At 42.3% G+C, this 26,752-nt stretch carries 28 protein-coding genes, 1 tRNA gene and 1 other RNA gene; 15 read left to right on the forward strand and 15 right to left on the reverse strand.

Annotation, left to right across the window (positions count from 1 at the left end; translation table 11 throughout):
- Positions 1–106: 106 nt before the first annotated feature.
- The 4 genes from H6G05_RS14225 (at position 107) to H6G05_RS14240 (ending at position 5,179) form a co-directional block, all read left to right on the forward strand.
- Positions 107–2,287, forward strand: a complete 2,181-nt coding sequence (locus H6G05_RS14225; protein WP_190578800.1) for a GAF domain-containing protein — start codon at positions 107–109, stop codon at positions 2,285–2,287.
- 49 nt (positions 2,288–2,336) lie between these two features.
- On the forward strand, positions 2,337–3,992 hold the full coding sequence (locus H6G05_RS14230; RefSeq protein WP_190578801.1) for a protein kinase domain-containing protein: 1,656 nt from the start codon (positions 2,337–2,339) through the stop codon (positions 3,990–3,992).
- 195 nt (positions 3,993–4,187) lie between these two features.
- Positions 4,188–4,616: a hypothetical protein gene (locus tag H6G05_RS14235; protein WP_190578802.1), complete on the forward strand. Its 429-nt coding sequence runs from the start codon at positions 4,188–4,190 to the stop codon at positions 4,614–4,616.
- A 116-nt stretch (positions 4,617–4,732) separates the two neighbouring features.
- Positions 4,733–5,179 (forward strand): Spy/CpxP family protein refolding chaperone, encoded by a 447-nt coding sequence (locus H6G05_RS14240; protein ID WP_190578803.1) that lies wholly within the window; start codon positions 4,733–4,735, stop codon positions 5,177–5,179.
- A 52-nt stretch (positions 5,180–5,231) separates the two neighbouring features.
- On the opposite strand, the gene radC is transcribed toward H6G05_RS14240, so the two are convergent.
- The 3 genes from radC to H6G05_RS14255 all read right to left on the reverse strand — a co-directional run bounded on the left by radC (position 5,232) and on the right by H6G05_RS14255 (position 8,681).
- Entirely contained in the window at positions 5,232–5,966 is a 735-nt protein-coding gene (radC, locus tag H6G05_RS14245; RefSeq protein WP_190578804.1) for a RadC family protein, read from the reverse strand.
- Positions 5,967–6,250: 284 nt separating this feature from the next.
- On the reverse strand, positions 6,251–8,089 hold the full coding sequence (locus tag H6G05_RS14250; RefSeq protein WP_190578805.1) for an Rqc2 family fibronectin-binding protein: 1,839 nt from the start codon (positions 8,087–8,089) through the stop codon (positions 6,251–6,253).
- Positions 8,090–8,366: 277 nt separating this feature from the next.
- The gene (locus H6G05_RS14255) at positions 8,367–8,681 is read right to left on the reverse strand and encodes a DUF6679 family protein (RefSeq protein WP_094528404.1); all 315 of its coding nucleotides are present in this window, start codon (positions 8,679–8,681) and stop codon (positions 8,367–8,369) included.
- Between the two features lie 121 nt (positions 8,682–8,802).
- Between H6G05_RS14255 and H6G05_RS14260 the strand changes: the two genes are divergently transcribed.
- Positions 8,803–9,351, forward strand: a complete 549-nt coding sequence (locus H6G05_RS14260) for an RNA 2'-phosphotransferase (protein WP_190578806.1) — start codon at positions 8,803–8,805, stop codon at positions 9,349–9,351.
- Between the two features lie 86 nt (positions 9,352–9,437).
- Here the strand turns inward: H6G05_RS14260 and H6G05_RS14265 are convergent, their stop codons facing one another.
- Both H6G05_RS14265 and H6G05_RS14270 read right to left on the reverse strand, forming a co-directional pair.
- Positions 9,438–11,693: an OmpA family protein gene (locus H6G05_RS14265; RefSeq protein ID WP_190578807.1), complete on the reverse strand. Its 2,256-nt coding sequence runs from the start codon at positions 11,691–11,693 to the stop codon at positions 9,438–9,440.
- Positions 11,694–11,871: 178 nt separating this feature from the next.
- On the reverse strand, positions 11,872–12,879 hold the full coding sequence (locus tag H6G05_RS14270; protein WP_190578808.1) for a VWA domain-containing protein: 1,008 nt from the start codon (positions 12,877–12,879) through the stop codon (positions 11,872–11,874).
- A gap of 205 nt (positions 12,880–13,084) precedes the next feature.
- Between H6G05_RS14270 and ssrA the strand changes: the two genes are divergently transcribed.
- The 6 genes from ssrA (at position 13,085) to H6G05_RS14300 (ending at position 16,036) form a co-directional block, all read left to right on the forward strand.
- Positions 13,085–13,476: a transfer-messenger RNA gene (gene ssrA / locus H6G05_RS14275) on the forward strand.
- 80 nt (positions 13,477–13,556) lie between these two features.
- Positions 13,557–14,153, forward strand: a complete 597-nt coding sequence (locus tag H6G05_RS14280) for a hypothetical protein (RefSeq protein ID WP_190578809.1) — start codon at positions 13,557–13,559, stop codon at positions 14,151–14,153.
- Positions 14,154–14,171: 18 nt separating this feature from the next.
- Complete coding sequence (locus H6G05_RS14285) at positions 14,172–14,675, forward strand: DUF29 domain-containing protein (protein WP_190578810.1); 504 nt, start codon at positions 14,172–14,174, stop codon at positions 14,673–14,675.
- Between the two features lie 265 nt (positions 14,676–14,940).
- The gene (locus tag H6G05_RS14290; RefSeq protein ID WP_190578811.1) at positions 14,941–15,177 is read left to right on the forward strand and encodes a DUF2997 domain-containing protein; all 237 of its coding nucleotides are present in this window, start codon (positions 14,941–14,943) and stop codon (positions 15,175–15,177) included.
- An 81-nt stretch (positions 15,178–15,258) separates the two neighbouring features.
- Positions 15,259–15,645, forward strand: a complete 387-nt coding sequence (locus H6G05_RS14295; protein WP_190578812.1) for a DUF1257 domain-containing protein — start codon at positions 15,259–15,261, stop codon at positions 15,643–15,645.
- Positions 15,605–16,036: a ferredoxin gene (locus H6G05_RS14300; RefSeq protein WP_408962477.1), complete on the forward strand. Its 432-nt coding sequence runs from the start codon at positions 15,605–15,607 to the stop codon at positions 16,034–16,036. The genes H6G05_RS14295 and H6G05_RS14300 overlap by 41 nt, the downstream gene beginning before the upstream one ends.
- A gap of 68 nt (positions 16,037–16,104) precedes the next feature.
- On the opposite strand, the gene H6G05_RS14305 is transcribed toward H6G05_RS14300, so the two are convergent.
- Positions 16,105–16,434, reverse strand: a complete 330-nt coding sequence (locus H6G05_RS14305; RefSeq protein ID WP_094528354.1) for an RNA recognition motif domain-containing protein — start codon at positions 16,432–16,434, stop codon at positions 16,105–16,107.
- 526 nt (positions 16,435–16,960) lie between these two features.
- Complete coding sequence (locus H6G05_RS14310; RefSeq protein ID WP_190578813.1) at positions 16,961–17,488, reverse strand: DoxX family protein; 528 nt, start codon at positions 17,486–17,488, stop codon at positions 16,961–16,963.
- Between the two features lie 275 nt (positions 17,489–17,763).
- Between H6G05_RS14310 and rseP the strand changes: the two genes are divergently transcribed.
- From rseP to H6G05_RS14330, 4 genes are all read left to right on the forward strand, one after another.
- Positions 17,764–18,852 carry an RIP metalloprotease RseP gene (gene rseP / locus H6G05_RS14315; RefSeq protein WP_190578814.1) on the forward strand — a complete coding sequence of 363 codons (1,089 nt, stop codon included), beginning with the start codon at positions 17,764–17,766 and terminating at the stop codon, positions 18,850–18,852.
- Between the two features lie 259 nt (positions 18,853–19,111).
- The gene (gene typA, locus H6G05_RS14320) at positions 19,112–20,905 is read left to right on the forward strand and encodes a translational GTPase TypA (RefSeq protein WP_190578815.1); all 1,794 of its coding nucleotides are present in this window, start codon (positions 19,112–19,114) and stop codon (positions 20,903–20,905) included.
- Positions 20,906–21,020: 115 nt separating this feature from the next.
- Complete coding sequence (locus H6G05_RS14325) at positions 21,021–21,188, forward strand: hypothetical protein (RefSeq protein ID WP_176453035.1); 168 nt, start codon at positions 21,021–21,023, stop codon at positions 21,186–21,188.
- 56 nt (positions 21,189–21,244) lie between these two features.
- Complete coding sequence (locus H6G05_RS14330; protein WP_190578816.1) at positions 21,245–21,904, forward strand: J domain-containing protein; 660 nt, start codon at positions 21,245–21,247, stop codon at positions 21,902–21,904.
- A 73-nt stretch (positions 21,905–21,977) separates the two neighbouring features.
- Here the strand turns inward: H6G05_RS14330 and H6G05_RS14335 are convergent, their stop codons facing one another.
- The 8 genes from H6G05_RS14335 to queC all read right to left on the reverse strand — a co-directional run bounded on the left by H6G05_RS14335 (position 21,978) and on the right by queC (position 26,752).
- Positions 21,978–22,370 (reverse strand): type II toxin-antitoxin system VapC family toxin, encoded by a 393-nt coding sequence (locus H6G05_RS14335; protein WP_190578817.1) that lies wholly within the window; start codon positions 22,368–22,370, stop codon positions 21,978–21,980.
- 6 nt (positions 22,371–22,376) lie between these two features.
- The gene (locus H6G05_RS14340) at positions 22,377–22,628 is read right to left on the reverse strand and encodes a hypothetical protein (protein WP_190578818.1); all 252 of its coding nucleotides are present in this window, start codon (positions 22,626–22,628) and stop codon (positions 22,377–22,379) included.
- A gap of 215 nt (positions 22,629–22,843) precedes the next feature.
- Positions 22,844–24,148 carry an HNH endonuclease gene (locus H6G05_RS14345; RefSeq protein WP_190578819.1) on the reverse strand — a complete coding sequence of 435 codons (1,305 nt, stop codon included), beginning with the start codon at positions 24,146–24,148 and terminating at the stop codon, positions 22,844–22,846.
- 87 nt (positions 24,149–24,235) lie between these two features.
- Entirely contained in the window at positions 24,236–24,601 is a 366-nt protein-coding gene (locus tag H6G05_RS14350; RefSeq protein ID WP_190578820.1) for a type II toxin-antitoxin system PemK/MazF family toxin, read from the reverse strand.
- A 5-nt stretch (positions 24,602–24,606) separates the two neighbouring features.
- Complete coding sequence (locus tag H6G05_RS14355; RefSeq protein WP_190578821.1) at positions 24,607–24,858, reverse strand: hypothetical protein; 252 nt, start codon at positions 24,856–24,858, stop codon at positions 24,607–24,609.
- A gap of 197 nt (positions 24,859–25,055) precedes the next feature.
- Positions 25,056–25,820, reverse strand: a complete 765-nt coding sequence (locus tag H6G05_RS14360; protein WP_190578822.1) for a PspA/IM30 family protein — start codon at positions 25,818–25,820, stop codon at positions 25,056–25,058.
- A gap of 101 nt (positions 25,821–25,921) precedes the next feature.
- Positions 25,922–25,995, reverse strand: a tRNA-Met gene (locus H6G05_RS14365).
- Between the two features lie 76 nt (positions 25,996–26,071).
- A complete protein-coding gene (gene queC, locus H6G05_RS14370) occupies positions 26,072–26,752 on the reverse strand; it encodes a 7-cyano-7-deazaguanine synthase QueC (RefSeq protein ID WP_190578823.1) in 681 nt (226 codons plus the stop codon).

Raw genomic sequence — 26,752 nt, forward strand, 5'->3', positions numbered from 1 at the left:
CACAAAACGGCTAAGCTGTTTTGTGTTTTAAAACCCTTACGGGGTTTAATTTTTATTTTCTATCTGAGTAACGCTAGAACATATTCGGGGATAGTCGTTCTTACCCATGGATTCTACCCTCTTAGATCAAATCCGCCACCTATGCCGCGATCGCGCCGCCTATGAACACCTCAAAGCCATCTTGGTGCAGCAGGAGCGCGTCCATCAACTTAGCTGGGAAGAGCGTTATGAGAAGCTGATCTCAGCTCAGTCCACCGATGCTCCAGCCTCGGATATTTTTAGAAATATCATTGCTAGGGAAAAGGCGCTTGCCCAACTTGCCGATGCTATTCAGCGATCGCCATCCTTAGATCTAGTTTTACAAATAGCTGTCCAAGTCGCCCAAAAACTATTGCAGGTAGATCGGGTCGCAATTTTTCGTTGTCATCCTGATGGTAGGGGTGAGTTTGTGACTGATGCGATCGCTACAGGGCTAATATCTTTGGCTGCTATGCCCGAAAGACAGCTTTCATTGGCTCGTCACATGATCGAGTCCACTAATACAGAAAATTCAACTCAGACGATTGATAGCATTCGTACTTCTAGCTTGTCGTCTCATATCGTGACATTGCTGGAACAGATCGGAATTTCATTCTATGCCGCCAATAAGATCTATGCAGGGCAAGAAGTTTGGGGAACTCTAGTGGCTTTTCATGGTAGCGCTTATCACAGTTGGTCAGATAGCGATCGCACTTCTCTATCATTAATTGCGGCTCAAATTGGAATTGCCATTTCCTTAACTAATTTGCGTCAACAGTCTCAAGAGCTAACCGATGATTTACAAACTTTACAGGTTGAATTAGACAATTTACAGCAAACAGTTGCAGAGATAGCGGAGAGTGCGACTCATGCAACTATTACGCCAGATATTGCATCAGACAGCGTCCCAAGTAATGCGGAAAACGCGGAGACAAATACTCAAGAAGTTGGGGAAAAACCACAGAATGATCATTCTATAGATAACAATTCAGAACCTGAAGATTTAGAGTTAAAGGTCAGTCAAATCGATCATAATTTAGAAGATCAAGAAAATGAACTAGAAGAAAGTGAATCAGAAGAAATAGATAATAATCTAGAAGAAATTGCAGGTTTTGAATACAAACAAATTTCTCGAAACGGTTTGCCACCTCTCTTCTTAATTCCAGACTCTACTCTATCTCTATCTGAGGTTGAAGATGAGGATGATGCACCAGTTCCACCAGCGATCGCTTCTAATCAAGATGATATCTCTGCTGATATTACGCCGTTGGAACCCTTGATTGAGTTCGAGAAAGATGATGATATTACCCCATTTGAGCCACTGATTGATTTTGAGAAAGTTGTTATTCCTGAAAATATTACGCCAGTTGAACCAGCAATCAAGTTTGAGAAAGCTGATATCTCCTATGTAATTATGCCTGATAATCTTAAAGTGATTTCAGTCAACGAATCAGAAGAAGTTGAACCTACAGAAACTGAATTAGATGAAACTTCTGTTATGACGGATAGTTTCCTGACAGAGAATCCCAATCCAGACTCTAGTCTAGATTCAGATAAGATCGACGAATTAGAAGCAAGTCAGTTAGCAGTGAATGAGACAGAAGTCACTTCACCTGAAGCAAACACTCTAGAAAACGCTGAAACTGAAATTGCAGATTCACAACTCTCTCAATCTGAAAATCTCGAATCTGAAAATCTAGATCGAGAAAATCCAGAACCAGAAGCGATCGCACCAGAAGCAGCGGAATTAGAGACGATGGGAGCAGTGGAGTTAATTGCGTCTCAGCCAGTAGAACCAGAAACAATTGCCCCACCGCCTATTCAACCAGAAGAGCAACAAGAAACTCAACAGATTGATGTAGATATAACTTTAGGATTTGATAGGGATCATGATGATGATGATGAGCCTGCCATCGAGCCACAGTTTATGGAGACGATTTTAGAGATCGCGGGTAATGATCTTAAAGCAAAAGATTTCTTATTGAATGTGATTGACTCATATTTAGAAGATACACCTCAACTCATCCAAGCGATCGACAAGGCTCTTGCCGTGAATGATCAGACCCGCCTATTACAATCTTTAAATGCCTTGCGCTCAAGTAGTGACTATATCGGTGCATTGACGCTTTCACATCAATGTCGTCAACTCGAATCAGCAGTAAGAGCAAATTATGTAGTGCTGATTTATGCTTGCTTATCACGGGTAGCGATCGAGGCTCAGAGAGCAACTGATGCATTACGCATAGCGCGATCGCACTATAAGTTATAAAGTAGAGGAGCGCGTCACGCCCCTTCTACTTTAATTGGTTTACCTGCACATGATTGGCAAAGTGATTAGTGGCAGATATCAAATCATCCAAAGCCTTGGAGGAGGAGGATTTGGACAGACATTTTTAGCTGAAGATTTGCAGTTGCCCGACCATCATAAATGTGTAGTCAAGAGACTACAGCCGACCTCTAACGAAAATTTTATATGGGAGATTGCTAGTCGTTTATTTGAGACTGAGGCAAGGGTTTTACATAAACTTGGTAGTCACGATCGCATTCCGCGTTTGCTAGCTCATTTTGCAGAGGCGCATGAGTTTTATTTGGTGCAAGAGTTGGTCGATGGCTATGACCTCAGCAATGAAATTACTTCGATTGAGCGATCTGCTGATGGCTATCCAGTGGGGCGGATGAATGAAGCACAGGCGATCGCCTTTTTAATTGATGTACTGGAGATTCTCACATTTGTCCATCAGCAGGGGGCAATCCATCGCGATATTAAACCCGCTAACCTCATGCGTCGGCGCACCGATGGCAGGTTGGTATTAATTGATTTTGGTGCAGTTAAGCAAGTGGGAACGGCGATCGCAGCCTCTGCGGTTGGCTCTACGGTTGCCATCGGCACGGATGGTTATATGCCTAACGAGCAGGCGAGCGGCAAGCCTAGACCCTGTAGTGATCTTTATGCAGTTGGAGCGATCGCCATCCAAGGACTGACGGGAGTTGCCCCTAATTTATTATCTGAAGATTTAGAAACGGGCGAATTAGCTTGGCGACATTCTCCTGACCATGCGGCTTTAAAATATCGCGCTCAGGTCAGTGATGAATTGGCGAAGATCATCGATAAGTTAGTTAAATATGACTTTCGCGATCGCTATCAGTCTGCCGAATCTGTATTAATCGATGTACAAAAATTAAAAATACCGATCGCCCCAACGCTTTTATCTACGACTGTGCAGACTGGTTTTCCAGGATTAACATCGGCTTTCAACCCCAATGATGATGTCGCTACAAAATTTTCGCCCATAGCTTCGCCTAGCGATCGCGTGCAATTTGCTTATAAAAATCGCTTAGTGATCATCGCCGTAGGAATTGTATCGGCAATTAGCGTTATGGGTGCGGTGGTGTTTCTCCGCGCATCACCCTCGATCAAAAACGATGTAAAGATTACCGCTACCTCCCCTAGTCCCACACCCACATATTTATTTCTGTCAGAACGTCCAATCAGCGATCAAGACTTGGTGGGTAAGAGCGCTCTTGAGGTAGATATCATGCGAAATGAAGTATTTGCCCGTTATGGTCGCCGTTTTCAAGATCCTGAATTGCAGTCATATTTCAGTAGCCTGCCTTGGTATAACCCCCTCTATGCTCCTGATCAGTTCCCTGAGGGGCTACTAACACCCATAGAAATGCAAAATGTTACCTATATTCGAGAGTTTCAAAATCGCACCAACCCTCAATATAGCTCCTCTCAAAATGCTGTCAACAATTTGCAAAATCCTCAATGCGACTACACCAGACGTTTAGTCTCCGATCCTCAGCCACCGATCAATGTGCGTCAGGGGGCAGGAGTGGATTTTGCGATCGTGGGCAAGTTAGACAATGGCACACAAATTACCGTGCAGAGCGAAAAGCAAGGCTGGCTCCAAATTGCTGCCCCGATCGCTGGTTGGGTTGCGGCTAACCGCACTAAACCCATATGTTTATAAAAAATGAGATGCGCCGCATCTCATTTTTTATAAACATATGGGTAATCGCTGATGTTACGTTTCAAAAACCCAAATAAATGAAGGCGACGCGAAGCGTCGCCTTCATTTATTTGGGTTTATTGATAAATCGCTGTAAAATTCATTCATGATCGCGCAACGCGACATCATCCAAATTCCACCTATTAGATTGATGCTGTGACAGAAATTTCTGATTGGAGCGATGTAGAAGCTCAACTCAAAGAAACTAGACAACTCTTAGAAGAAATCGAACAGCGTTTTCTACAGGTTCATCGTGACTCGATTAGACAGCAGGAACTGCTAACCCAGCAAGAAGACATCAGAGCGCAAATTCAAGAAACTTCAAGCGATCGCCCTGAGCATAATAGCAACTCAAAAATTCGCCGCAAGCCTAGTTCTCTCAATGGGCGAGCAACTCCTACCCCTCATAAAGAAGAGTTAGTCAAACAATTGCAAGAAGTAGGCGAGCAACTTGAACAAATCGAAGCCAATCTCGAAAGTCGTTTACTTTCTTGGAGTAGTCTGCGTGAACCATTTTGGCAGATCGTTCGTTTTGTGGGGATAGGTATAATTATCGGCGTAATTTTGAGAGGTTGTGCCAGTTAAAAAATTAAATTTGAGCGCAGCCCAAATTTAATTTTTTAACTTTGAACCTTTTGATCGTGGTGCTTGTCAAAACACTCGTACAGATAATTAAGCCTTCTCACAAAGGGGAAAATCAAATGTTTCGTAATATCAAAAGCTTGTTGGCGATCGCTTGTGTAACCGTAGCCGTGGGAGCCGTAGCAGTTCCAAATCTCGTTGCTGCACAAAATACTACTCAAAATAGCACCGAAAAACGCAAGCCCCGTCAAGGTGAAGGCTGGAAGCAGTTGAACTTGACTGAAGCCCAAAAGGCACAAATGAAGTCTATTCGAGAAAGTGCCAAAGCTCGTCATCAAAGTGTCTTGACTGCTGAACAACGCGCAATTATGGAACAAGCTCGTCAATCTGGCGATCGCAAGGGTGTACGGAAGTCTCTCAATTTGACCGATGCTCAAAAGCAACAGATGAAAGCGATCGCTGAAGATACCAAGGCGCAAATGAAGAACGTCTTGACTCCTGCTCAACAACAACAACTTGAGCAAATGAAACAACAACGCCAATCAAATCGCGGCATGATGCGTTAAGGAGCTACTCACTATTCCTTCGCTATAAAAAGGAGCGCAAAGCGCTCCTTTTTTATTCTGCTTGGGGAACTTCTTTCCATAATGTCGAAACTTCACGAATACTGGAAAAGGTTCCATTTCCTAAAATTAAGTGATCTAAGAGAGGAATACTGAGCATTCTTGCAGCTTCAAGCAACTGACGAGTGAGCGTAATATCTTCTGGGCTAGGTGTTGTGTTACCCGATGGATGATTGTGCGCCACGATCAAACGTACTGCACCACTTTTGAGAACTTCGCGGAAAATATCACGGGGATGAGCAAGGGTTTCTGTGGCTGTGCCGATGGTGATAATGCGCTGGGCAATAATCCGATTTTTATTATCGAGCATCACTACGGCTAGACGTTCTTGCGGTTGCCACATTAGGTCTTGACTGAGTGCAGCGGCAGCTACCGATGGATCAGTAACTTCGGTCAAGTCTGGAGGCTTAGCATAGAGCGCTCTCTTACCTAGCTCGATCGCTGCTAAGATGGCGGTTGCTTTTGCGGGGCCCACGCCTTCTATTTGCATGAGTTCTTGCGGTGAGACGGTTTGCAAAGCCGCTACAGGATCACTAGTACGATCTTTGCCAATCGTTTGCAAGATTAGCTGTCCTAAACCAACGGCTGAGAGTTTACCTGCACCCTGCCCTGTCCCTAACAAAATTGCGATTAATTCTGCATTGGATAAACTGCGAACTCCTTGGCTGAGTAACCTTTCGCGGGGGCGATCGCTTTCAGCCATATCCACAATTCGCAGAGAATAGGTCATTTAAATGCGTACCGAGTATTGCAAGAATATTTTCTGCATTTTATCGCGATTGTTAGTAAAAATATCAATTGCGAATGGGGGGAGAATTACGAATTACGAATTGAGAGGAAATCATGAATTGTCAATTATAGCTATAGCCACCTGTATCAGGACAAATCAAAACCCCAATAGTGTGAGGCAGCGCGAAGCGCTGCCTCACACTATTGGGGTTTTATGTTCTAACAAGAATGGCGACAGCTATAGTAACTATAGCCATAAGTACATTAACGTCTATCTTTTGGGTTTTAGCTTGTTCTCAAGCTTGTTGGCTGTCCCCAGATAATTTTTTCGTGGGTATAAACGACCATCCCTGGTTTTGCACCTTTAGGCTTAAACACATATTTAGGAATCGTGCAGACCACAGGAACTTGATCGCTTTGTCGAGCGCGGCTGTAATAGGCGGCATAGTTAGCGGCGGTTTGCAGATCTTGATCATCGGCGATCGCGCCCGCAGGTAAGCGCAGCAATACATGACTGCCAGAAATTTCTTGAGCATGGAGCCAAAGATCATATTCCCCTGCAATACGGAAAGAAATCAGATCATTTTGATAGTTGTTTCGACCTACCCAAACTTCAAATCCATTGGGAGTAGTAAAGCGATGACAATCAGGAATTTCTTCTTGCTTGGTGCGATTGCTTTTATTTTTGCCACCTTTACTATTACTTTTCGTGCGTGGTGCATATTCGGCAGTGACTTTGAGATAGCCCTGCTGAGCTAGTTCCGCACGAATTTCTTGTAAAGCGGCAAGTTCACTCTGCTCTAATAGACTAACGGCGGTAGAAACTTGCTCAAGATAAGCGATTTCCTGTTGAACTGCTTCTAATAAAGGGGAGATCGCAAGGGCAGCCCGCTTTTGCTTTTGATGTTTCTTATAAAAAGATTGAGCATTCTGTTGGGCATTTAGTGTTGGATCAAGGGGAATTACCACAGATTTTTCTGAATGAAAATCAGTAAGTTGAATCTCTTTCATCCCAATTTCCCAGAGATGCAAATGTGCCATTAGCAAATCAGCCTTATCTTTGAAATCATCAGCTTGAGTCGAGAGTTGCAGCCGTTCTAGAAATTCATTTTCTTTAATCGTTAACTTCGCTAACTGATTTTGAATCGCTTGGCTAATTTGTTGATGTAATTGCTGAAAGGCGACTTGTCCCGTTTGTTGAGAATAGTAGCGATCGCAGAAGTCATTAACTGATAGCAAGGGGTTGCCCTCATCCCCCAGCCCCTTCTCCCATGAGGGGAGAAGGGGAGCAAGAAGAAAATCTTTTTGATTCCCCTCTACCCCTTTGGGAGAGGGGCTAGAGGTGAGGGCATATCCTTTGCCTTCTAAATGTGGATAAAACTGCTTTTGCTCAATAGAAGTTAGCCACATTTGCCAAGCTTGATATAGTGCTTCCCATTCAGAAAGCTTTAAATCAGCAACATTTTGATCGCCATTGATATTAGATATTGCCAATAGCGATCGCACTAGCGATGAACTAACTCCACGATAATTACTGAGTAAATTGCGCTTAATCTCCTTAGGAATCAAAATCAAGCGATCGCGCCATGCGTCAAAGGATTCACTCAAACTGGGAATGGCTTCGAGTAATGCTGGTGGTAATTCGTAGCGATCGCCTGTTTGGATTGGACGAACTCGCGACTGCTTATTACTAACTTGGTGGGCGGCCGTGACGATTTCGCCATTGGCATTCACTAAAATCGCGTTGCTATATTTGCCCATTACTTCTAGATATAGATGCCATTGCACCTCGTCATCGGGTCGCTTAGCAAATTGCAGATCGACGACGCGCTCCCAAGGACTAGTTAATTGCACAGAAACAAGAGCAAATCCTGCGACTTGATGCAAAATTTGTTGACTAAAGGTGAAAGTATCAGGCTGCTTTGGTGGTGGCGCACTGAGATGTAATCTGGCTGCTTGCGGATGCCAAGATAGCAATAGCCATTGTTTTTTTTCTAAAGTTCGTAATTGTAAATGAATCGTGTGGCGATCGCTTTGATGCACCTGCTCTAGTCTTGCAGGCACACAAGCTTTATTTAGCTCATGGGTCAAAGCTACAAGGGTGGTTAGGTCAGCAGGTTGCATTGTCTTAAGCTCATATTTATACCAATTCACAAACGTGTGACGACACTTTTGTGAATTAAAAAACATACCCAGTAAGGGTTTTCAAAACACAAAATGGCTACGCCATTTTGTGTTTTGGTATTATAGCTGTCACCATTCTTATATAGTGTGAGGCGGCGCGAAGCGCCGCCTCACACTATTTGGGTTTTCATAAAATTAGAGTGGACGCAAAGCGCCCACTCTATGACAGAACAAAGGGGCGATTCAAGCCACCTCAGTTGATTAATCAGTCGATTGATTATTTGTCAGGATCGGTGCGGGGGCGGATTTGTTCGGCTTCAGGACAATCATCAGAAACAGGGATATCGTTGGACGACATTCCCGTTTTGGTAAACGAAGATAATCTTTGTGTCACAGCACCAATACTCTCTAACCTGACCATTTCTTCCCAAGAGCAAACCTCGTCTTCATCCTCAGTCTCGTAACGAATCGTTACCACGTCACCTTCAATATCCAATATCTTGGCTCTTTCTAGCCAACGTCCCTGATCCCTCAGGTAAATCCAAACATCGCTCTTGGCTTCACAAAGTTGATATATTTTGCGATGTAGCATTCGCTTATGTCCTCAGGGTTACATAATTTTTAAGGTTAGAGCATACCTCAATAAGGTAAAAAACTAACCATTATCATTGTAAACGACTACACAAGCATTTGAAATTTTTTAAACTTTAGTTATGAATAAAAATTTAGTTAAGCTCAGCAAATTTGTGAGCCTTGTCTTGCGACATCAACCAGAGGTAATAGGTTTAAAGTTAGACGAAAATGGCTGGGCAGAGGTTGATCGCTTCATTGAGCTAGCAAAACAGAATGGCAAAAATATCTCAATAAGTATTCTTGAGGAAATAGTTGAGACAAATAATAAAAAGCGATTTGCGTTTAATGAGGACAAGTCTAAAATTCGAGCTAATCAAGGACATTCCATTGAAGTGAATTTAGATTTACCACCCCAACAACCTCCTGATCAGCTATTTCACGGGACAGCAACGAAATTTATTGAGTCCATTCGTCACCAAGGATTAATCGCTGGCAACCGACAACATGTGCATATGTCAAGCGATGAAACTACTGCGATTAAAGTTGGACAGAGACATGGTAAGCCAGTAGTTTTAAAAATTAAGTCAGTAGCCATGCATCAAGATAGTTTTTTATTCTTTTGCTCAGAGAATTCAGTATGGTTAACCGATTTTGTCCCGCCACAATATCTGGAATTTCCCACTGAATAATTAGTGGTACGCCACTAAGCTATAAAACCCAAAAGAGGATTGCGGCGCTTCGCGCCGCAATCCTCTTTTGGGTTAGTGGTCAGAGCTTAACGCAGCTCTTTGAACTGAATAACCACACGACGGTTAAACGCATTATCTGTTGCTGTAATTTCTTTACGCAGAGGTTGCAACCAAGATAAAGCCTCAAAAGTAACTTTGTAATTACTATCTAAGCCGCGATCGCGCAGTAAGTTCACGACCTCATTGGCTCTTGCTTGTGAGAGGTCAAGATTATAGTCATAATCGCCCATTTTGTCGGCATGACCACTAACTTGGATAATTCCGCGTTTTCCTTGAATTTTTGTCCAGAAATCATCAATTTTGGCTTCTTCACTAGACATAAGTTGCGACTCATCAGAGGAGAAGAAAACTACTACTTCTACGTCTGGATTTGTAATTGGCAAAATTGAACTATTAATACTGCTAATGCTGCGATCGCCAGTCTTATTCTGGGTTATAGAATTTGAATCATTTTTAAGCCCATTTTTGGGGATATTTTTTACATTATTTAAATCACCAGAACTAACATTTTTAGAAGAATTATCGATAGTGGGTTTCTCAGAATTATTGCTAGAAATATCTCCAGTTATTTTTTTAGGAATATCCCCCACTACTTTGCCTGAATTATTGAGAGAATTATTTTCATTATTTTCAATATTGTTATTCGGCGAGTTACGAGATGATTGGTCTAGAGGTTTATCAGAATTATTACTAGATAGTTTGACAGGCTTACCATTCAGCTTATTGTCATCCTTGCTAGTTGCTGGATTGGTTGCTTTGTTAGAGTTTGGAGTACTAGATTTGGGGGCGCTAGTTAGCAACTTATTGTTAGCCTTATTCGTGAAATCTGGCTTTGGCTCAAGTACTGATTCTTTAATCACCTTTGGCACAGCTTGATTTTGCAATTTACTATCATCCGATCGCTGAATTAAAATACCAAAGGCGATCGCTGTCCCAATAAAAGCTGCACCAATCAGCAAACCCGCCAATATTTTCCATAGGCTACTCGGAGCCGCGATCTGATTATTGGCAATTTCCAGCTCTTGAGCGACTAGTGCCGACGCTTGTTCATTTTCCTGAGCTTTAACCTCAAAATCGAAAAGCTGTTTCTTAACAAAAGGAGCGATCGCCATTGCAGTTCCGACAACTACAGCTTGACGAATGCGTTGATTGCCAACCTCTAGCTCAAACCATTGGGAATCATCGCGCATGACAAAATCAACTTTGGCAGGCAAACCTTTAGGATATGATTTGACACAATTTCCTTGATCGTCATAAATTGAGCCACGATCAGCAATAACTTGGTTTTCATAGACCACTTCCGCAAAAATTTGCGAGAGACTGGTCATTTCACTAGCAATTTTATAATCCCAAATATCAATATCTAGCCCAGTATCAAAATCATCTAACTCTTGTAACTGATAGCGATCAACATCATTCCCAATCCCAATCAAGATCAACTTTAAATAGTTCCTTTTGCCAACTGCAATTTCTAACGCTAGTTCCTTAGTATAGTTTTTGACCTGCTCCAGATCATCAATCCTGCCATCGGTCAAGAATACATACAGCCCCTGCTGAGCTTGGCTATATTGATTTACAAAATAGGCGATCGCAGGTAATAGCTTTGTGGTCTTACCCAGCTTAAAAGTTGCAGGTCCCGCGATCGCTAATTGCTGACAACTCGCATGATCAAACTCTCCCAATACCTGAATTTCATCACCTTCCCCACACCCCCAATAGATAAGCGAAGTCTTTCCAGTTCCATCCAAACTACCAGCCAAATAAGCCGTAAAATCTTGAACCAATGGCTGCAAGATATTTTCTGTATAGTTAATCTCATAGCCACGTTCTTGGATTTCCGCAAACGCTTCCCGCTTAATTTTGCGAATCGGTTCTCCATCCTCTAAATAAGAACGCAATCTACCCTGCTTAATATAGTCAACCAACAGATTAGGATCGACTCTTGCCTCAACCTTGCGCCCATAAGCCCGTTTCATTGATGCGCTAGCATCCAGAGCCAGCCCAGTTCGCCAACCTTCAGCAAATTTCCCCTGCGGCTCCATCGCGATCGAGAATTCCACTCGACATTCAGCCGACCCAGAATTTGTCTCTGGGATAGATCGCCAAACGTTCACCTCACCAAACTCAGCGGCTACTAAATTAGCTGGCATTTGCCAGTTTTTTGATTCAGTCCTTAATTCGTTCTTGACCTTATTGTCAATTTTACTTTTGAATTTACTTTTGATTTCACCATTGTCTGCACGTTCTAATTCAATAGGCTCGGAATTATTTTCATGTAGCATGGCATTCTATTTCTCTTGCTTTTATTTATGACCTAAGCGAACAGCCCTGCACTCAAGTGCGGGCTGAAAGCTAAAACCCGTTGAAACGGGTTGACCTCATTTAGTCATCTTTAGATGACTTTAGCTTTTAGCCAAGAACTTGAGTTCTTGGCAGTTTGTAACTAGAGATGATGCTTATTCATACGAAATCTACAACATCTTTCCATTGTTCAGATTCTGTAATTAGAGGAGCCTCTAGCTCCAGAGGCAATGCTTCTGTAATGTCTTGCGTCACATTTCCACCCGAAAATTCTAGGGTAAAAGCTGTAGACCCCGCAGGTAACCTAAAACGCATCAACGCAGGCACTCCAAAGTTATACTCTTCGCAAACTGCTCCTGCCTGATTAAGAATCCTTCCATAATGCGTAACTATCGTTTCCGCAGAGACAAATTCTTTGAAAATCTGTTCCAAAATCTGAATGTCATCTGCAACTTGATAATCCCAGAGATCAATTTCCCGACCTGCGGCATCTTTGACAAAGCTTCCTTCAAACATATTATCTAGTTCTTCCAGTTGCTTTTCATCAATCTCGTTGCCAACTCCAATCAATAAGAGCTTGATAAACGGTTTCGTTTGATCAGCAATTTCTAGCGCATATTTAAAGCAGTATTCCTTGACATCTTCAAGATCTTCGATAATGCCATCGGTGATCATCAGACAGATCGCCGCAGGTTGCTTTACACCGATCGCTGGTGCATCTTTATATTTGTTAATGAAATATCGTAAAGGCGGTAATAGTTTCGTTCCTGTTCCCCAAGGAATTTTGGGCCCTTTGATCGCAATTTGCTCGATCTCTTCACCACTAAAACTACCCAGATCTTCGATCAGTTCACCTGCTGCACCGCAAGCCCAGTTGAGCAAGTCAACTTTACCCGTTGCCGCAAAATTAGCAAGATACTTGACCATCACCCTTGCTACTGGCTCAACGACGTTGTTCGTAACGGCGGCACTTGCAAAAAAGCTACTGACAACACCACTGATGCCATACATTTTTTTCATCGAGGCAGAACCATCTAGGGCTAAGCCAACTCTTGCGCCTTCAATGTCTGGAACCATCAGAATAGTTGCAACGATGTCAATATCTCCGTTGTTTTGGGGATAAACATTGACTTCACCAAAGGGTTGAACGACACTTTTTAACTGCATACTCGGACTCTCTGATATTTCACATCAAAATAGTAACGTATATGGCTTTAACTAGAGGCAATTTCGCTAAAAACCAAAGGTATTATTACATCACATTAAATTCATGGTTATTCTGCTTAGCAAATGGCAGACGGTGGGCGATCGCTACACAAGAAGACTTTGAATCGAACAACTTACAGTTAGATATGCTATATTTGGATCATAAGGGATCGTAAGGGTTTCGACGTGTTAGTAGAAGCTATCCCTTGATGCAGGTCGAGAGCGGGCTATCTCTCGTAAATCAATGGCTCAAACAAGTACATGCGAACAACATTGTATCTTTCTCTCGTAAAGCAGCTCCAGTAGCAGCCTAAGAACCAAACTTTTCGGTTTCGAGGAGTGTTGTATGACTCCGTTAAATGCACCACTCAACCCCTCAACGGATGCTGTGACTAGCTTTCTCTGATAGGCTTTTCGCTTAAGACTTTATCAGTGCATCTCCCATTGCTAGAGATAAATAGCAGTTCCCTCCACGAGGATTAGATTGGATAAACCTGTGAATGACTGGGAGGTTAGGCGCTAGTGCGGACGGCAGTTCGACTCTGCCCGATTCCATTAACCTAAATAAAAAAGGCACTTGCTCAGCAAGTGCCTTTTTTATTGCAAACTGCTATGAAATACTCAGGATTAGCAAAGAAGTGCGTAAACAAGTATTTACAAATTCTCAATATCTAAAGCAGTTAATTATTGTATTTAGCCTACCTGCGATTATCGGTATGAGCTTTGTGCAGATGATTCCTAGTTGGGAAATAGTCAAGCCGATCGCCATATTGATATTTTTAATTATGGTTATAGGGTTTGCCTTCAGGTGGCGATCGCAGACAGATCGCAACCAAAGAGTTATGTTATTTCGCCCATTTATCTTTTTTCCTTTTTTAGCGATTTTCACTTTAGCCGTATCATTTTTTTTGTTAGTCAATTTAGCGATCGCCTATCTGGATTACCATCCTGTCACAACGTATCAGTTTCCAGATTTACCCACAACTTTGTACATTTACGAAAACACCTGTTTTCCCCCTGATAGTCGGACTGAGTGCAATTATTATTCCACTGAAATTAGGCGTAGGGTATGGATTTTTCCAGTTACGACAACGCTATTATCTTGTCCTTGCTTTTTTGAAAAGCCGATTCTGCGAGGTGATATCGCAACTTTTCCGATTGAAGCAAGCCGCGACAAATCTAAGCTAGCTGTCTCTATAGATATGAGGTATGGCAAAGTAGTAGAGGGTAGCTAAATTGATGAGGTGATCTTGATGCTGCAATCAGAAGTAAATCAAACATTGCAAGGCGATCGCTCTGATAATCTCGCTGGCAATCAAGCTGAGGCTATTAATCAATATGAGCAAGATTTTTACGCTTGGACGCAATATCAATCAGAATTTTTGCGTTTGGGTAAATGGCAGGAGCTAGATATTAAAAATTTGGTAGAGGAGATTTTATCGTTGGGTAGGCAGCAAAAGCAGGAACTCCGCAATCGTCTAGGAATTTTAATTGGGCATTTATTAAAGTGGGACTACCAGCCAGAATTGCGTAGTAAAAGTTGGAGAGCTACTATTCGTGAACAACGGGATGAAATTTTAGAAATTTTGCAAGAGAATCCCAGTTTAAAGCCTTATCTTGATGAAGCTGTTCAAAAAGGATTTCGCCAAGGGATTAACTTAGTTTTAAAAGAAACTCCCCTTGATCTGAATGACTTGCCTACAGAATGTCCCTATGCGATCTCCCAAATCCTCGATCTACTATTCCCTTTTGATTAAAACATTTCTAGCCAGTCAGCGCGTTTAGTACGAAGCGTCCCAATTTTTGCGCTATTCCTTAAGGAGTGTCTTGGGGCAGTTTCGGTAAATTTAAAAAATTTAAAATAAATTTAATTAATTAATAAAAAGCTGAAAATCCTTGCTAAACATTGCGATCGCTCTATTACAAGCATCAGAAAAGCCTGTTAATTTTGCAGCGTTAACTTCTTGACGTTTCTATAAACTTTGCGTCAAACTGTCTAGTAATTCAATAGCTAGAACCAGCATGGAAACTCTGGAATTCATTATTTACCCAGATGGACGAGTCGAAGAGCGTGTCACAGGCATTGTCGGTTCTAGTTGTGCTGAGGTGACGGCAGCGATCGAAGCAAAGCTCGGTATCGTGGCTCATCGAGAGTTAACATCCGAAAACTTTGCTCAACAGCAATTCACATCACAGTCGACTACGCAATTCGATCGCGTGTCTGACATAGACGCTTCTAGCTTTAGCCAGTGGCAATAAAACACAGAAAATCCAATGTTTCACTTTATAAAATAAAAATTTTCGTCCATTAGCCATTTAGTCGTAGTCAGGATAATCCCTATGTCACATTTTAGCCAAGTAAAAACCCAAATCCGCAGTCTTGAGCCTTTGCAAAAGGCTCTCACTGATTTAGGAGTCAACTGGAAATCTGGGGCTTCTCCCATGCGCGGACATGAAGGCACAACCACATCGGCTGAAGTGGTAATTGAGCAAGCCAATGGTTACGATGTAGGCTTTCAGTGGAATGGTTCTGAGTATGCCCTAGTTGCTGATATGCAGTTTTGGCAACAGCCTTGGACTGTTGAGAGCTTTTTGAGAAAGGTAACTCAGGGCTATGCGATCGCCACAGTCATGGGTGAATCTAGTGAGCAAGGCTTTAGCCTGTCCGAGCAGCAAGTCCGCGAAGATGGATCAGTACGTCTCGTTCTCCAACGTTGGAATGGATAATTCGTCTGTAGAAACAGCGATAAAAACTAGTTCAGAGTCAGAGATAAGCGATCGCTCTGGCTTTGAACCTGAACTTGGCGGCGAATTGCGGCAAAATGCTGTATTCGTTGATGAAACTGTCTGTATTGGTTGTGGTCATTGCGCCCATACTGCGAGTAGCACTTTCTTTTTAGAAGAAGACTATGGACGCGCTAGGGTAATCGCCCAAGATGGTGATGAAGAAGAATTGGTGCAAGAGGCGATCGATACTTGTCCTGTGGACTGCATCGCTTGGGTTAATTACAACGACCTCAATAAACTTGAAGAAGCTAGAAAGCATCAAATTATTCAAAATTTAGGAATTATTGGCGATGGTGCAGCTTTGCGCCGTGCCATCAATTCACAAACCTAAAAGGGGGACGCAAAGCGTCCCCCTTTTAGCTAAAAAAGAAGCGGTGAAATGCACCGCTTCTTTTTTATTTAGTAACGACGACCGCCGCCACCACCAGAAGGACGACCACCGCCGCCCTTAAAGCCACCTCTACCGCCACCAAAGGAATCGGAGCTTTCGCGAGGCTTAGCCTTATTAACCTTAAGCGCACGACCCATCCATTCGGCTTCGTCTAGTGCTTCGATCGCAGCATCTTCTTCCTTTTCATCGGTCATTTCCACAAAAGCGAAACCGCGTGGACGACCAGACTCACGATCAATCGGTAGATGAACGCGGGTGATTTTGCCATATTCTGCAAATACGGCTTTCAAATCATCTTCTGTAACCTCGTAAGAGAGATTACCAACATAAATAGACATAATACTTGCTTCAACAATCAGATATGTGTAGAGATAGAGATTTCGGAAAGAAGGCTGACACGATGAAACAGAAGACGACTGTCAATACTGAAAACAAACATGCGATCTAGAAATACTCATCCGCACATATTCTAGCGTAGTCATCTTCAATTAGTCGCTGATCTGGAAAATATTTACGATAGCTCAGCAAATTACAACACAAAGCGCTGTAAAAATCCGAAATGAGAAATAATACCTATGTCCTCTGATTTTTAGCGGTTTTAGGGGATCTATGGGTGAAATTTGTTGATTAGTTTTTCTATGTAAAATCGTATTGTAAGATACCGTTTTATATGAATTGCAACAATCATCAAATATCTGATTTGCGATCGCTTTTGTAAAAGTAAAACCTCTAAATAATCGGAAGCAATCAATAGAGAATAAATAATTAACTAAGTGTTTTCCATCACTTGTTTTCTGTTTTATAGAGATCGTTAAACAAGAAAAAGGGGCGCAAAGCGCCCCTTTTTCTTGTTTAGTTAAAAATTTACTTATTAATAGTAACTTTTACGGGTTGAGCGATCGCATCAACATCAGCAGGGACTGACAAAAATCTATCTAAGGCTTTAGCAATCAGCGTATCGATCGCATATTTGCCACCGCCATAAATGGCAAAAAATGCAAAAGATGCAGCATAAAGTAATGACAGCTCTAGCGACGGAATAAAGAATCCGCTAGTCAAAATATGATGATAGTTGGCTACCAACATGGTTGCAAATAACCCTAGGGCGGCTGGTCTAGTTAAAAAGCCTAGGACTAGTAGTGGAGAAGCAACTACTTCTGTAATTGCAGCACAGTAGGCAAAAAAGATGGGAAATGGGATGCCAATAGCCGCTACATAGGATTCAGCAAAATCAGATATGTCATCAAGTTTATCGAACCCGTGATGCACCATGACCGTACCTAAAACAACTCTTAGGAGTAACAATGCTCCTTGTGTAAGCGATACAGGCGCTGAGTCTGAACTCAAAACTAGGCGAGAGATAGCAGCAGCAATGCGAGTGGTATTGTTCATGTCGGCGCACCTAGTTAATAAAAGTTAATCAATCGAAATAATTTATTACGTATATACATTAATCTTAACATAAGTTTTTATAATACAACTCATCCAAAAATTAAAAAAGTATTGAGGCTTATAGGGTCTTGACATTCTTTGGGTTGGATGACGAGCGAAAATCTTTGTCAAGCATTTGACATTTTCGTTGTGCTACGATCGCAAACTAAGCAATCTTTATGTATTGCATACAACATTAAAATCCTAAGAAATTCTCAACTATTAGAGCGAAGATTATGTCCGCATTGCCCGCCATTGCCGTTCTTGCGATTCTGATTTTGGTTCATGAACTCGGTCACTTTATGGCTGCTCGTGTACAGGGCATTCATGTCAATCGATTTTCGATTGGGTTTGGCCCCGTGTTGTGGAAATATCAAGGCAAACAAACAGAGTATGCACTGCGGGCAATTCCCCTTGGTGGTTATGTTGGCTTTCCTGATGATGATGAAGAGAGCAACATTCCTGCCGATGATCCCAACTTAATGAAAAATCGTCCGATCATGGATCGAGCGATCGTGATCAGTGCAGGCGTGATTGCCAATTTTGTTTTTGCTTACTTAGTCTTATTAGTAATGACTTTGAGTGTGGGTATCGGCACAGTCGATCAACCAGGGGTAAGAATTACGAAAATCCTTGATCTAAATGCACCTGCCGCCGTTTCAGGTTTGCAAGCTGGCGATATCGTCTTATCAGCAAATGGTACAAAATTTGATACGAGCCTCACTACTCTTGATCGCTTTCAATCATTGATTTCTAAAAATGCCAATCAAAGTGTTGATTTACAAGTCATGCGTGATGGCAAGTTATTACAAGTACCAATCTTGCCCGATGGCGAATCAGGAAAAGGTCGCATCGGTGTGAGACTAGACTTCACTGGTAAGCCCCACCGCCGTTCCGTACATAGTATTGGTGAAGCTTTCGATAACGCTACCCAGAGTTTTGAGCGCTTAGTGGTGATGACTGTTCAAGGTTTAAAACAATTGGCGACCAATTTCCAAAATACGGCATCACAACTATCGGGCCCCGTCGCGATCGTGGCGATGGGTTCAGAATTGGTTAAGTCAGATGCAGCGGCGCTATTTGATTTCACCGCGATCATCAGTATTAACCTTGCGATCATTAACATTTTGCCTTTGCCAGCCCTTGATGGTGGTCAATTAGTATTTTTGCTCATTGAAGCTTTGCGCGGCGGCAAGCCTCTACCTGAAGAATTACAAAACAATGTCATGCAAGGCGGCTTAGTAATCTTGCTCGGTTTAGGTGTAGTGATGATCTTTAAAGACTCATTTAACTTACTTCAGCAAAGTGGGCTAAGTCCTCTGTAGCCAAAGCTTTGCTTACCAATAAGGTGTAGTGATCGCCAAATGTATCAAGACATAAAACCCAAAAGAGAGTGGCGGCGCTCCGCGCCGCCACTCTCTTTTGGGTTTTGATTTTGGCTGGAGATAGCAGTACTACTAAGTGCTGCCTTTCTTTTTGTATTGATGATTACTACAAGTGGTCATAAATACAAAGTTTTTTGACAAATTCACGCATAATAGATAAAGAAATAATAAGTTTTTCGATCAACTCGATACATCACCCATGTCTCTCCCTATTCGTAATGTCGCCATCATCGCCCACGTCGATCACGGCAAAACCACTTTAGTTGACGCACTCCTCAGACAGTCAGGCGCTTTTCGCGAAGGCGAAGCCCTTGTCGAATGCGTGATGGACTCCAACGACTTAGAGCGTGAGCGCGGTATTACCATCCTTTCCAAAAATACTGCCGTTAAATATAAAGATACGCTGATTAATATTGTTGACACCCCAGGACACGCTGACTTTGGCGGCGAAGTTGAGCGCGTACTTGGCATGGTCGAAGGTTGTTTGCTGATCGTTGATGCCAATGAAGGACCTATGCCCCAAACTCGCTTTGTGTTGAAAAAAGCGTTGGAAAAAGGCTTGCGACCTTTAGTCGTTATTAATAAGATCGATCGCGAATTTGCCGATCCCCACGTCGCTGTCAGCAAAGTTCTTGATCTATTCCTCGAACTCGGTGCAGATGATGACCAGTGCGACTTCCCCTACCTATTTGCATCAGGCATGGGGGGCTTTGCGAAGGAACAGCTCGAAGATGAAGGCAAAGATATGAAGCCTTTGTTTGAAGCAATTTTGCACCATGTATCGCCTCCCGTTGGCAATCCCGACAAGCCTTTGCAGTTGCAAGTTACCACCCTTGATTATTCCGAATATCTCGGTCGAATTGTAATAGGCAAAATCCACAACGGTACGATTACCTCTGGTCAGCAAGCGGCTTTGATTGCTGAAGATGGTTCGATTGTTAAAGGCAAAATCACCAAACTGCTAGGATTTGATGGGTTAAAACGAGTTGAGCTACAAACCTCATCCGCAGGTAACATTGTCGCTGTTTCGGGGTTTGCCACCGCCAACATCGGTGAAACGATTACCTGTCCTAACGAGCCTTTAGCACTACCAATGATCAAAGTGGACGAACCCACTTTGCAGATGACCTTTTGCGTTAATGACTCACCCTTTGTTGGTCAAGAAGGCAAATTAGTCACTACTCGCCAAGTACGCGATCGCCTATTGCGCGAACTCGAAACCAACGTAGCGCTACGTGTCACCGAAGATCCTGAATCCCCCGATCGCTTTGCGGTAGCTGGACGCGGTGAATTGCACTTGGGTATCTTGATCGAGACGATGCGTCGTGAAGGCTATGAGTTCCAAGTAACTCAGCCTCAAGTTATTTACCGCGAAATCAATGGTCAAAAATGTGAACCCTACGAAGCTCTAGTTCTGGATGTGCCTGAAGATGCTGTCGGTGGATGTATCGAGCGTCTTGGTCAACGTCGTGCCGAAATGATCGATATGCAAATGTCTAGTACTGGACGCTCTCAGCTAGAATTCGTCGTTCCTGCTCGCGGCTTGATTGGCTTCCGTGGCGATTTCATGCGTGCAACCCGTGGCGCTGGCATCATGAACCATAGCTTCCTCGATTACCGTCCTGCGGCTGGCGAAATTAGCGCCCGTCGGAATGGCGTACTGATCTCCTTTGAAGAAGGCGTGGCAACTGAGTTCTCCTTGAAGAATGCAGAAGATCGCGGTGTTTTCTTCATTAAACCTGGTACTAAGGTTTATAAGGGCATGATCATTGGCGAAAATAATCGTCCTCAGGATATGGAACTGAACGTCTGTAAGAGCAAGCAGCTTACTAACATGCGTGCGGCTGGTGCTGATGACATTGTGCAGTTGCAAGCCCCGATCGAAATGAGCCTCGAACGTGCCTTGGAATACATTGGTTCCGATGAAATTCTTGAGGTCACTCCTGAATCAATTCGTTTACGCAAGATGACCAAGAAATTTGCGAAGCGCTAAATTTCTAATAATTTTCGCAAAGTAAAAGGGGCGCAATGCGCCCCTTTTACTTTATAGGTTTATATTTGCTAAACTATCTTCTAAAGTTTTAAGGCTATTCCCTAACCATTTACTTATGCACCAAGTTGTCCTCGAAATATCTGGAAGTCGTAAAGTGCATGTTATTTCAGAACATGCAACTAAGGAGGAAGCTCTGGATAAGTATATCAAGCTGGTAGAAGCAAACAAGGGATCGCCAATTACAACCAAAGGGAAATATTCAATTCGCAAAAAGCCTGAATAGCCATAAATTTTTAATCAGTCCTGTTGTCGGCTTCTTAAATCATTAAATTTCACTTCATGCACTTATCCGAATGCTATCGACTCTTGGGAGTACCCCGCAATGCGACCTTGGATGATATTAAGGTTGCCTATCGTCGCCTTGCTCGTAAGTATCACCCTGATGTCAATCAAAATGATCCAACAGCCACGGATAAGTTTCGTCTGGTGCAGGAAGCTTACAAAATGCTCAAAGATTCTGACAAGGAAGACTTGACTAAAGAGTTGTTTGCCAAAAAAGCCTCGACAAATACTTCTCCATCTCAGTCTGCCCCCCCTCCGCCAAAAGCAACTCCCCCCAGCAAACCGCAGCCTCATCCCAAAATCAAAATTGAGGTAAAGCAGGTCAATAATCAAGTCGATCCAATTAATAGTGATCCAGAACTAAAGCTCAAGTTGGATATGTTGCGGCGCGTGCAAGATTTACTGAAGCAGAAAAAATACGTGGTAGCGATCGCAGTTGTGGAAGGGATGAGTGAGAGATTTCCTAATTCACCAGAGGTAATCCATTGGAAAGCGGTAACTTATCATCGATGGAGTAGTGAATTGATTTTGGCAGGCAAGCTACGCGAAGCGGAAATCTATCTCAATAAAGCACTAAATACTGATCCTAAAAATCGCGAGCTTAGTTTTGAAGTTAAGCGTGATTTGGAGAGAGTTCAGATGCTTAAAAACAGATAGAAAAAGTGATATCTGAAAAACAAGACAATTTAGTCGCAGTGAAAAAGTAAAATCTTAATGAGAGTGGCGAACTCTAAACGATCCAATTTTCCAACCTTAAACCAGAAATATTGATGAAATCTTTTGTGTTATTCGTAACTACCTGATCATGACGAGATCTTGCTACGGCAGCAATCATTGCATCTAGTTCACCTGTGGGTTTACCGATTTGTCTAAGTTCTGATTGAATTTTGCCAAATTCTTTAGCAGCTAATAGATCGAAACTGATAATTGGCATATCTTGTAGAAAAAGCTCAAGTGAGGCAAGGTTTTGTTCTACTCGCAGTGAACAGTAAACTCCCTTATAAAGTTCGGCAACATTAATTGTGGAAATATAGCATTCATCAGCACAGGCATTAAAGGACGAAATAACTTGAGGATTGCCTTTGAGGAGGGCGATGCAGATGTTGGTGTCAAGTAAATACATGAATAGTTAGAAGTCGAAGGAGTCAATGTTTCTGCCATAGTCACGATGACGTTGTGTGTCAATATCGGTAAATATTAGATCAATATCTGGCTGGTTGCGCCATGTGCCAAATATACGATTTAGTCTTTCTATTCTGGCGCTTTTATCGCTAGGTTTATCTGCTTCAATTTCCAGAAATACTGCTCCATCAGGGATATTAACTATATCTAGCAGTTGAATCGTTTGCCCTGATTTAATCCCTTGAATTTGTAGTTTCATAGTTTTACAGCACTAATAACGTATTGCTAGAGTAACATAACTGTCTTGAATGGTTAAGGAGAGATTGCCTCTCAAATAATCACATCACAAAGTGATCGCTAGCTGCTAAAAGTAAAATGGCGATCGCTTTATCGCTTTAAATGATGTCAAACAAATGCTTGGTTTATGAGAGGTTAGCCAAATCGCTATTTCAATAAGTACAGTAAAGGCGATCGCTACTTATTTTGTTTAAGTAAAAATGTTTCATAGTGACGGGCTAATGCTTGCGGCGATGGACTCGCAGCGTAATCTTGGGGAGGTTTTAGGGGTTTGCCGTTTAGCTCCTTGTAACAGGTATTGAGTAGAGTAGATGAAACAACAACTTCGCTGGTATCTGGATCAATCGAAATCAGATAAAGATCAAACAGGGTATGAATATCGGCACGAAGTAGCAAACCATTTTTAACGTGATTTGTGTCAGTGCCAAGATAGGGAAATATATGTGCTGCTTCTAGGGCTGCTTCTGCATCACAGTCAGTAATTACACATTGTCCGCCATAGGCTTTTAATAGCTCAGAGCGGAATTTTGACTGTCCCTGACGCTGAACGATCGCTCTGTTGGTGCGCTCTCTAGCATCCGTTAAATTTTCTGGATTAAAGTCTAATTTAGACTCGATATTTTCTCTGTCAATTGTAATTTCTTCTAAGCTTTCTACAGGCAAATCAATTAATTCATCTATTTTTTCGGTATTATCTTGATTGTCGTTGTACCACTCGTTAAACTTATTAAGCATTTCAGCAAGGCGTGTTTCTCGACCATCTCCAATTGATATAAATAAATCTAGTAATGGGTACAAACAAACAAATGCTAGTTTAAGATTCCATAATTCATCTTCAAAATCAGTAGGAAAAAAGTAAGCACTAGTACAGAAAAAGAGACTGTGTATATCTTTCCCTTCTGACAATCCGAAACGCTTTGTATTAATCAATTGGTGAAAATCATCAGAATTTTCAGCAGTATTTGAGTTGTAATGAATTTCAAAATCAGTAAAAAATGTATTAATCAACTCAATATTAGAGAACATTTCTTGTCTAACTTTAGAGACGAAATTTGGCTCGACTGATGTCCTAAAAGGCTGAAAGACAACTCTGATACATCCTTCTGCTAAGACATCAAAAGTGAGATATGCAGAATGATGATATATTGGCTTACCACTAGCATTTTTTATTGCAAGAGGCTGGTCTTTGTTGACGTTTCTACGTTTGCCAGATATACCAACATGAACGAATCCATACTCAGTATTGGTAACTGCATTTGGTCTATTATTTGGTGTCTTAACCTCACTCATTTCATCATACGGCTCAACTCCATAAATTTCTGTAATAAGTTCTAGGCTGTCTTTTACAAGTAGCTTTAACCGAGGGAAAAAATGTTTTTGGAGTGTGGCAATGCGTTCTTTGACATCAAGAATTTTGAACACCTCTATATCTTTTTCGTCAAATTCTATTTCGTTGACATTGCTTGGATTGATGATAGCCATTAGATTCTTTCCTTTTTAGTTTTTGTGGGTTGTGGCGATCGCCCTTTACTTGCACAGAAATTAAAGAGGCGATCGCCTTATGAATTATTACAAATCCAAAACATACCTTACCCCACCAATAATCGGCAAATATTGATCAAAACTTAGGCTACCCAAATATCCAATTACTCTCTGGATATCTACCGCCCTTATTTGATCGCACAAGGCAACTGATTTCTGAGGTAATCCCGCAGTTCCAGCTTGAATAATTGGATACAGTGCAGGATTTTTCTTTGCCCAGCCACCAAACTGAGTAGTTAAAGGAACCACAACCACAACAGGATAACGTACATCCCCCAAAGGCACACCAATAATTACAGCAGGTCTTCTCCCTTCTTGTTCACGTCCTTTCGGATTATGGAATGGCAGGTCAATAAAGACAACATCACCACATTTGAGAAGCTGACTATTCAAAATCTCTATCCTGCCTTGACCACTAAACCAATACCAGAAACATATTCCACAGGCTTCATACTTGGTATCCCACCTTCTCCCCAGTTATACTCAGGCAAGTCATCGACCAAATCTGCTTCTAACCAAGATTGAGACTCTGGATCATTGGTAGCAAAATTTTCTATTTTTGATAATTCATTCACTAAAAACTGAATAGTCTTAAGCTTGTCGGAAGGGTTTAGTTTTTGGAGATTCGGCAATAACTCGGTGAAGGTCATAACCATAAACCTAGAACAACTACTCTCTATTATTTTACTTGCTTGCACCATTTACTTTCACAGAAATTAAAAAAGCGATCGCCTTGTGAGGCAAATTAGAAATTTAATTAAAACAAAAAAAGAAAGTCAGCAGTAATTGCCGACTTTCTTTTTTTGTTTTATGCTGCAAAGCTTTGCAGAAAATCCACTTAGCGGAATTAACCCATTTGACGACGTAGAGCTTCTAGTTCAGCATCGATCGCCGCACCAACAGTTGGCTTAACTGCATCCGACGGAGGCAAAGCACCTTGAGGAGCAGGACTACCTGTCATCATTTTTGCCTTGAGAGCTGCTAATTCATCATCAACTCCACTGCCAGACTCCAACTGAGCAAACTGAGACTCAAGGTTGTCCATACCCAGCTCAGAGCTAGCACTTGCCTTAGCTTCAGCCATCAAGACACGCTCTTCCATGCGCTCAAAGGTTGCAGCCGCTGAGTTGGTATTAACCTTGCCCAACATATTATTAAGGTTTTCTTGAGCCTTAGCCGATTGCATACGCGCCTTAAGCATCTCTTTCTTGGTTTTAGCCTCAGAGATCTTGCCTTCGATCGCAATTAGATTTTTCTTCAGCAGATCTACTTGTCCAGACTGTTGATCAAGCCCAGCCTTCAAGGTTGCCGCCGAATCAGCATGAGTTTTCTTACGGCTTAAAGCTTCTCTAGCTAGGTTTTCATCACCTTTCTGGAGCGCTAGCATCGCCCGTTTTTCCCACTCTTGTGCTTGAGAAGCACTTTGATTATATTGTTGCTCTTGGCGCTTAAGAGCAGCCATTGATTGTGCTACAGCTTGGCGCAATTGCACCAAGTCTTCTTGCATATCAATGATTGATTGCTCCAGAATTTTTTCTGGATCTTCCGCAGCCGTAACCATTGCATTTACATTGGACTTGACCACCATACCAATGCGATCGAGTAATCCCATAATCTTGTCCTTTGTCTTAGGGAGTAAATTGTCTACATACTATCATGAAGCCCATAAAAGTATAGGCGGCGCTAAGCGCCGCCTATACTTTATTTTACATATAGCAGCTCCGGGATTTGAACCCGGGACCTACGGATTATGAGACCGTCGCTCTAACCACCTGAGCCAAGCTGCCGTGCGTTTCTTAATATAGCATATCTGATGTAAATATTTTGCAATGTTAGCTTGTTAATTTTTGCGCTAGTTTAGCTTTACGTGGCGCTGATTCCATTAGCTTCAAGTATTGCTTTATCTCGAATCCGACATGAATCGCAAACGCCACAAGGCACTTCTCCCCCTTGATAGCATGACCATGTAAGCTCAATTGGCACACCTAAAAGTCTAGCGCGTCGGACAATATCAGTTTTAGAATCCATGACTAAAGGAGCAATTAATTTCGGTGCATTTCCTTCTATCCCCACTTTGGACGAGAGCGCAGCTAAATTTTGAAAAGCTTCCAAATAATCAGGACGACAATCAGGATAGCCTGAATAGTCCACCGCATTAATTCCCAAATAGATAGCCTCGGCTCCCTTTGATTCAGCTAGGGATAAGGCGATCGCAATAAATACTGTATTCCGTCCTGGGACATAGGTAATTGGAATTTCACCTAATTGCACGCCTTCCGTTGGTACAGCAATATTCTCATCAGTTAAAGCCGAGCCACCCCACTGGGCAAGATTTACATCGACTATAAAATGCTCATTAATATTCAAAGCAGCAGCAACTTGTCGAGCTGCTAGTAACTCGCGTTCATGACGTTGACCATAGCGAAAGGATAAGGCGATCGCTTCATAGCCATCCGCGATCGCCTGAGCGGCTACCGTCGCCGAATCCAATCCACCAGACAATAAAATTACGGCTTTTTTTTGGGAAGTCCCTATATCTACCAT

Origin of the sequence: Phormidium tenue FACHB-1050, assembly GCF_014696925.1 — a bacterium.
GTDB lineage: Bacteria > Cyanobacteriota > Cyanobacteriia > Pseudanabaenales > Pseudanabaenaceae > Pseudanabaena.

What these genes read in the sequence shown, in the direction of transcription:
- H6G05_RS14335 (WP_190578817.1), bottom strand. Translation starts at nt 22,370, where the DNA reads ATGTATTTACTTGACACCAACATCTGCATCGCCCTCCTCAAAGGCAAT.
- H6G05_RS14290 (WP_190578811.1), top strand. Translation starts at nt 14,941, where the DNA reads ATGGAAACTCTGGAATTCATTATTTACCCAGATGGACGAGTCGAAGAG.
- H6G05_RS14260 (WP_190578806.1), top strand. Translation starts at nt 8,803, where the DNA reads ATGAATAAAAATTTAGTTAAGCTCAGCAAATTTGTGAGCCTTGTCTTG.
- H6G05_RS14340 (WP_190578818.1), bottom strand. Translation starts at nt 22,628, where the DNA reads ATGAAACTACAAATTCAAGGGATTAAATCAGGGCAAACGATTCAACTG.
- H6G05_RS14265 (WP_190578807.1), bottom strand. Translation starts at nt 11,693, where the DNA reads ATGCTACATGAAAATAATTCCGAGCCTATTGAATTAGAACGTGCAGAC.
- H6G05_RS14255 (WP_094528404.1), bottom strand. Translation starts at nt 8,681, where the DNA reads ATGCTACATCGCAAAATATATCAACTTTGTGAAGCCAAGAGCGATGTT.
- H6G05_RS14270 (WP_190578808.1), bottom strand. Translation starts at nt 12,879, where the DNA reads ATGCAGTTAAAAAGTGTCGTTCAACCCTTTGGTGAAGTCAATGTTTAT.
- H6G05_RS14300 (WP_408962477.1), top strand. Translation starts at nt 15,605, where the DNA reads ATGGATCAGTACGTCTCGTTCTCCAACGTTGGAATGGATAATTCGTCT.
- H6G05_RS14240 (WP_190578803.1), top strand. Translation starts at nt 4,733, where the DNA reads ATGTTTCGTAATATCAAAAGCTTGTTGGCGATCGCTTGTGTAACCGTA.
- rseP (WP_190578814.1), top strand. Translation starts at nt 17,764, where the DNA reads ATGTCCGCATTGCCCGCCATTGCCGTTCTTGCGATTCTGATTTTGGTT.
- H6G05_RS14360 (WP_190578822.1), bottom strand. Translation starts at nt 25,820, where the DNA reads ATGGGATTACTCGATCGCATTGGTATGGTGGTCAAGTCCAATGTAAAT.
- H6G05_RS14310 (WP_190578813.1), bottom strand. Translation starts at nt 17,488, where the DNA reads ATGAACAATACCACTCGCATTGCTGCTGCTATCTCTCGCCTAGTTTTG.
- H6G05_RS14230 (WP_190578801.1), top strand. Translation starts at nt 2,337, where the DNA reads ATGATTGGCAAAGTGATTAGTGGCAGATATCAAATCATCCAAAGCCTT.
- H6G05_RS14325 (WP_176453035.1), top strand. Translation starts at nt 21,021, where the DNA reads ATGCACCAAGTTGTCCTCGAAATATCTGGAAGTCGTAAAGTGCATGTT.
- radC (WP_190578804.1), bottom strand. Translation starts at nt 5,966, where the DNA reads ATGACCTATTCTCTGCGAATTGTGGATATGGCTGAAAGCGATCGCCCC.
- H6G05_RS14305 (WP_094528354.1), bottom strand. Translation starts at nt 16,434, where the DNA reads ATGTCTATTTATGTTGGTAATCTCTCTTACGAGGTTACAGAAGATGAT.
- typA (WP_190578815.1), top strand. Translation starts at nt 19,112, where the DNA reads ATGTCTCTCCCTATTCGTAATGTCGCCATCATCGCCCACGTCGATCAC.
- H6G05_RS14295 (WP_190578812.1), top strand. Translation starts at nt 15,259, where the DNA reads ATGTCACATTTTAGCCAAGTAAAAACCCAAATCCGCAGTCTTGAGCCT.
- H6G05_RS14330 (WP_190578816.1), top strand. Translation starts at nt 21,245, where the DNA reads ATGCACTTATCCGAATGCTATCGACTCTTGGGAGTACCCCGCAATGCG.
- H6G05_RS14225 (WP_190578800.1), top strand. Translation starts at nt 107, where the DNA reads ATGGATTCTACCCTCTTAGATCAAATCCGCCACCTATGCCGCGATCGC.
- H6G05_RS14250 (WP_190578805.1), bottom strand. Translation starts at nt 8,089, where the DNA reads ATGCAACCTGCTGACCTAACCACCCTTGTAGCTTTGACCCATGAGCTA.
- H6G05_RS14285 (WP_190578810.1), top strand. Translation starts at nt 14,172, where the DNA reads ATGCTGCAATCAGAAGTAAATCAAACATTGCAAGGCGATCGCTCTGAT.
- H6G05_RS14355 (WP_190578821.1), bottom strand. Translation starts at nt 24,858, where the DNA reads ATGACCTTCACCGAGTTATTGCCGAATCTCCAAAAACTAAACCCTTCC.
- H6G05_RS14345 (WP_190578819.1), bottom strand. Translation starts at nt 24,148, where the DNA reads ATGGCTATCATCAATCCAAGCAATGTCAACGAAATAGAATTTGACGAA.
- queC (WP_190578823.1), bottom strand. Translation starts at nt 26,752, where the DNA reads ATGGTAGATATAGGGACTTCCCAAAAAAAAGCCGTAATTTTATTGTCT.